The sequence below is a fragment of the Streptomyces sp. NPDC019890 genome, from assembly GCF_044903445.1.
Lineage (GTDB): Bacteria > Actinomycetota > Actinomycetes > Streptomycetales > Streptomycetaceae > Streptomyces.
This window is the reverse complement of the sequence record NZ_JBJDQK010000045.1, coordinates 1-5,114: the sequence shown is the minus strand read 5'-3', so window position 1 is coordinate 5,114 and position 5,114 is coordinate 1. Positions and strand designations below refer to the sequence as shown.

The 5,114-nt window shown below is 68.7% G+C and carries 7 protein-coding genes and 1 pseudogene; 2 read left to right on the top strand and 6 right to left on the bottom strand.

All coding sequences use genetic code 11. The features are described from left to right. Positions 1-324, top strand: a 324-nt coding sequence (locus ACI2LP_RS33755) for a helix-turn-helix transcriptional regulator (RefSeq protein ID WP_404728354.1), incomplete at its 5' end; no start/stop codon positions are given. Here the strand turns inward: ACI2LP_RS33755 and ACI2LP_RS33750 are convergent. The 5 genes from ACI2LP_RS33750 to ACI2LP_RS33730 all read right to left on the bottom strand — a co-directional run bounded on the left by ACI2LP_RS33750 (position 297) and on the right by ACI2LP_RS33730 (position 3,697). Then, complete coding sequence (locus tag ACI2LP_RS33750; protein ID WP_404728353.1) at positions 297-470, bottom strand: hypothetical protein; 174 nt, start codon at positions 468-470, stop codon at positions 297-299. The genes ACI2LP_RS33755 and ACI2LP_RS33750 overlap by 28 nt on opposite strands. 80 nt (positions 471-550) lie before the next feature. Then, positions 551-904 (bottom strand): hypothetical protein, encoded by a 354-nt coding sequence (locus ACI2LP_RS33745; RefSeq protein WP_404728352.1) that lies wholly within the window; start codon positions 902-904, stop codon positions 551-553. A gap of 315 nt (positions 905-1,219) precedes the next feature. After that, a complete protein-coding gene (locus ACI2LP_RS33740; protein ID WP_404728351.1) occupies positions 1,220-1,726 on the bottom strand; it encodes a hypothetical protein in 507 nt (168 codons plus the stop codon). Between the two features lie 116 nt (positions 1,727-1,842). Next, the gene (locus ACI2LP_RS33735) at positions 1,843-2,685 is read right to left on the bottom strand and encodes an NAD(P)H-binding protein (RefSeq protein WP_404728350.1); all 843 of its coding nucleotides are present in this window, start codon (positions 2,683-2,685) and stop codon (positions 1,843-1,845) included. Positions 2,686-2,752: 67 nt separating this feature from the next. Continuing rightward, positions 2,753-3,697, bottom strand: a complete 945-nt coding sequence (locus tag ACI2LP_RS33730) for a ScbA/BarX family gamma-butyrolactone biosynthesis protein (protein WP_404728349.1) — start codon at positions 3,695-3,697, stop codon at positions 2,753-2,755. A gap of 148 nt (positions 3,698-3,845) precedes the next feature. On the opposite strand from ACI2LP_RS33730, the gene ACI2LP_RS33725 reads away from it, so the two are divergent. Then, positions 3,846-4,496, top strand: a complete 651-nt coding sequence (locus ACI2LP_RS33725; RefSeq protein WP_404728348.1) for a ScbR family autoregulator-binding transcription factor — start codon at positions 3,846-3,848, stop codon at positions 4,494-4,496. Between the two features lie 72 nt (positions 4,497-4,568). Here ACI2LP_RS33725 and ACI2LP_RS33720 read toward each other — a convergent pair. After that, positions 4,569-5,114 (bottom strand): annotated as a pseudogene (locus tag ACI2LP_RS33720) (hypothetical protein); the annotation flags it as partial.

Here is a 5,114-nt window from a genome sequence, read left to right as displayed (position 1 = left end):
GGGGGCTGGGTCCCGGAGGGCCGTGCGGACCTCCAGGAGGCGGTCAGCGTCGCCCATGCGTGCAGTGCCGGTGTGGTCGCGGAGGGCGCGCTGCGGGAACTGCGTGCCCTCGGCGACCGGCCCCGTACCCGCACGTTCCACGGTGTGGACGCGCTCACTCCGACCGAACGCAGGGTGGCCGATCTCGCGGCGGGTGGAATGACCAACCGGGAGATCGCCCAGCATCTCTTCGTCGGCCTGCGGACCGTGGAGGTCCATCTCACCCATGCCTACGGCAAGCTGGGCATCAAGGGCCGTCAGGGACTGGCGGAGGCACTGCGCTGAACGATCTCGTCCTTCGAGTGATGCGATCGGGGACGAGTGGTCAGCCGGTGGACGATCGCCCACGGTGCGGCCAGGGCGACGGTCGCGGCGACAAGTGCCGGACCACCGCCGACGGTGGAGACGGCCCAGATGATGAGGGCGGTCACGGCCGTGAGAACTCCGGCGGCGACCAGGAGGAGACCGCGAACCAGCCTTCCTGCCGAGCGACTGGGCGTGCTGCTGATGTTCATTCCCGGATGCCGCGCGCCGTGCGGTGGGTGACGGCGTCGTCCCAGGATTCCTCGTCGTCGAGGGGCATTTGGCACTCGCCCGAGTGCTCGGTCGCTGGAGTCTTCTCGGCGTACATGTTGCGCTGAATGGAGACGTAGAGGCTGCACAGGCTGAGCAACAGGGCGCAGGAGAGGACGACGATGACGGCGCTGTTGCCGCGTCGGTCGGCACGCGCGGGCAACGTGGGCGGCCACGGTGCCTGTGGTGGCGCCGATCCGGTCGAGACGGTCGGTACGTCGGCGGGTACCGGAAGGGCCTGGTGCGTCACCGGCGGGTTCTCGGCGGTGGGGGGTGGTGGGGTGTGCGGCATGGTGCTCTCTTCGTCATGTGAGTGGCGGGCCCGTGGGGCCGCCCTTCGCCGCAGGGTTCTCCCTGGGCGGTGTTGGGGCGTCTGCCTGGCTCGATCCCATCAGTGGGCGCCGGGCCGTGGCCAGGGTTACGCACCGTAAGGTCCAGATCTTTCGGCGAGGGGTGCGGGGTCTTTCGGTGCAGCCACTCGGCAGCAAATGCCCTCCGGCAACGCCGCCGTAGCCTTTCCCGGGACCCGGGAACCCGGGACCGGGAAGGGTTTCCTGATCAAACCCGTCCGGCGCGACATCTGAGCCGGAACCACACGCCGTCCGGTTCACAGCTGATTGATCCATCCCACGAACAGCACCGCTCCTGCTGCGGCCAAGAGGATGGCGAGCGGCCTGCTCCACCAGTGGGGCCTCGCTCCGGCGGACGATTCCTGATCGTAGGAGCCGAGTGCGACCAGGCCACGCAGTAGCCATACGGCAGCCACGAGAATCGGCACGGCCAGCCCCGCGTGGGCCGCCCAGGCACCCGCCAGGGTAGGGCCGCCCCACGAGTTCCGGTAGTCGTGCGCATCCAAGAGCGGGTAGAGAGCGCCATTTACTGCCGCCTGTGTGCTGATCAGGACGATGAACCAGGCGACGAGCCCCAGCCCCATCCCCAGGAGCGCCGCCGGCGCGTCGGCGAAGCGCCCTCTCGACACCGTGCGCATGAGCCGGGTGGCCGACACCGGCAGCAATGTGATCCCCCGCCAGACGCACGACTGACCGGGCCTGCCCAAGGTCTTCGAAACGAACGAACGGGCGGAACGGCGATATGACTGCTGCGTGATCTCCATGCATACACGATCACCGTCGTTGCACGCCGGATCGATCGTGCCTGTACGTACGTCCGCGGTGGGGTTTTCCCCGCCCGTGCCCCCCGTGCCGTGGCCCGCCCGGGCTACCGCGAGATTCAGGTGAATGCGGCGATGTGGGCGGTGGCCCAGGTGCGGTATGAGCGGGCGGGTCGTCCGAGAAGGTGGGTGAGTGTGGTGTCGAGGTGTGCTTTGCGGCCGTCCTGTTGGCGTTGGGCGCTTTCGATCAGGGCGTCGGCGATCGGAGCCGGATACCGCCGCAGCAGCTGTGAGTGCGCCTGCTGAGGAGTCAGCTCCTCGACGCGCAGGGGGCGGTTGAGTATGGTGCTCAGTTGCTCGGTCTGGTCGGCTGCACTGAGTGTCTGGGGGCCGGTGAGGGTGTATCGGCGGCTTTCGTGTCCGCCTTCGTCAAGGATCCGTGCGGCGGCCCCGGCGATGTCGCGTGGATCCACGGGGGCGTTGGCCGATGTGCTGTACAGCGCATGGACCACGCCGTCGGCCTTGATGCCGGGCGCCCAGGAAAGTGTGTTGGACATGAAGGATCGTGGCCTCAGGAGTGTCCATGCCAGGCCGCTGCTGGTGAGGAGTTGCTCGTTGGCCCGCTGCCACCGTGTGACCAGGTCCTGCGCGGCGGGGTCGGCGACGGCCGCTGCGGAGAGTTTCACGATGTGCCGCACGCCGCTTCGCGCGGCTTGCTCGAGGAAGGCGGCGTCGTGCGGTGCGAGGGGGTTGTTGGTGACAAGGAGGGCGGCTCGTACGTTTCGCAGTGCTGTGTGCAGTGAGTCGCTGTCGTCATAGGTGCCCTGTACGACCTGGACACCGTCCCCGTTCACGCGGACCCGTTGCGGGTCGCGGGCGAGGATGCGCACGGGGCCTTTGCGGGCGAGCAGTTGGGCTGTCTCTGCGCCCACTGTTCCCGTTGCGCCCGTCACGAGTATCACGTCTGGCTGTCCTATTCCTCGGGTGCTGGACGAGGTTGGTGCACTGGTGCGCGGTGCGCATCCGGGTTCAGTGCATGACGGCGGGAGCCTCCAGCACGCAGCTGAACACGGCCCGCTCGTCCTGGACTCCGCCGACCTGCACGCGTGTTGTCCGCCGCTCTTTCGCCCCGGGAAGTGTTCCCGCCTTGATCAGGCACGGACTGCCGAACTCGGCGTACTGCCGGAAGGTGATGCGTCCGGCCGAGGGGACGAACGGCCGGGGGCTGTGCAGGGCGCCGGCGGCCTGACGGGCCGCTTCGAGGAGCAGCATCCCGGGGATGTGGTCGTTGGGCCGCTGAAAGAGGGTGGGGTGGCAGGTGTCGAGGGCCAGGGGCCACTGCTGCGGCTGGTCGCCAGGGGCCAGGAGTACGTCCTGCGCGCGTTGGCGTCCGACGGTTCGCGGTGCGAGGACCGGGCCCGGGAGGATACGGGTGGGAGGCAGCGTGCGTCCCTCTCGCAGGCGGCGGTACATGTGGGGGGTGGCGAGGCGGGTGCGGCCGGTTCCGGTGGCCGCGACGGCTGCGTCACGCCGCAGGATCCAGTCGCACTGGAACTGGCTGGGCAGGCCTGCGCTGTACTGGATCTTCGGTATGAGAACGTCGAGTTCCATCTCGGCCGGGCCCGGACCCACCCTCAGGTACTCGGGCCGGCAGGCGAATTCCAGTTCCAGGAGCATGAAGTGGTGCTCCAGGGGCACCCGCAGCGCCGCGTGGCTCACCATGATCGACGACTGCCGCATTGTCTCCACGATCAGCAGCGGGTCGTAGATGCCGCCGGGGACGGGAGCGAAGAAGGGGTGGTCGTGGGGGAGTCGTACCTTCACGCGGAAGTGGCGTTCCCCGATTGCCGTCCACGCGGTCGCGAAGGTGTCCTGCTCCCTTGTACGGTGCGTGAGTGTCGGCGGAGCGGGTGTGTACCCGTCGCAGTGCGCCCCCGCTGTCCGTATTCGGGCAGGCTGAGGTGTGGTGATCATGGTTCCCCCCATGCATTCGTGCCCCCCGTGCGGCTACGGGACGCTTGAATGTTCAGTAAGATACAACGGTGCCGGTTTTTTTCAAGCGAAATTTGGCTCTCCCTCACCCGAAGAACGCCGGGGAGAGGCGCGGCAGGAAGGCAGCACAGTGAGACAGGAAAGGGCGATTCGTACCCGCCGCGCGATCGTGGAGGCCTCTGCCGAGGTCTTCGACAAGCGGGGGTTCGACTGCGCGACGATCACCGAGATCCTCCAGGTCGCGGGGGTGACCAAGGGGGCGCTGTACTTCCACTTCGACTCGAAGGAAGCCCTCGCGCTCGGGGTGCTGAGCGAGCAGGACCAGAAGCTGTCCGTCCCGCCGCAGAGCACCAAGGTCCAGGAACTTGTGGACACCGCTCTCGTGCATGCCTACCGAGTACGTACCAACCCGCTGGTTCGTGCCGGGGTCCGGCTGTCGTTGGACCAGCGGGCGGACGCCGTCGACCGCAGTGGTCCGTGGCTTCGGTGGCGTGAGACCACGCGCCGCCTCCTGCATGCCGCCCAGGAGCGCGGGGAGCTCCTGCCACATGTCGTTCCGGGCGAGTCGGCCGATGTGTATGTGGGGGCCTTCTCCGGGGTGCAGGCGATGTCACAGGCGCTGAGCGGCTATGAGGACCTGGAGGAGAAGATCGCTCTGCTCCAGCGTCACCTCCTGCCCGCGATCTGCGTCCCCCCGCTGCTGGCGGTCATCGACTTCTCGGCCGAGCGGGGCGGGCGTATCGCCGCCCAACTCGAAGAGCTGGAACCCCAGGACGCCTGATCACAGGCCGGTGGGCAGGGGTGCGCCCCCGGCCTCCCGGCCGGCCCGCACCCCCGCCCCGCAGCCGGTCGGCTACCGTTCGCCGAACCAGTGCCCGAGCGCCTGCGTGAGGTCCCCGCCGTCCGACGCCCAGGCGACATAGCCGTCCGGGCGGACCAGCAGGGCCTCGCAGGGCAGGCCCGAGCGGAACGTGACCGTGCGCACGGTGGGGCTCCATCTGCCGGCCGTTTTCCGCAGGGCGCCAAGCCCCTCCTGCAGCAGCAGCAGCGGTCGACCGCTGTGCAGCAGTGCCACCACGTCCGTGTCCGTGGCCTGGCGGCCCGGATCGCCCACGGTGATCCGGTAGTTCTGCAGGAATCTTCCCTCCCACTGGGAGGACGAGGACGCGCCCGGGCTGTCGTAGACCGTGTCCTGCGCACTGATCAGCATGCCGATCCGCCGGTTGGCCTCCTCCACGTCGAGGATCGAGGCGAACAGGTCCCGCAGCGGATCGAGAGTGATGTCGCTGCGCATGAGGGAGAGTTGGGCGCGGGTGTTGGCGATGACCCGTTGTGCGGCGGGCCTGCGCTCCCGGTCGTAGGAGTCGAGCAGATCCCTGCCCGCCGTTCCGCGCACGGT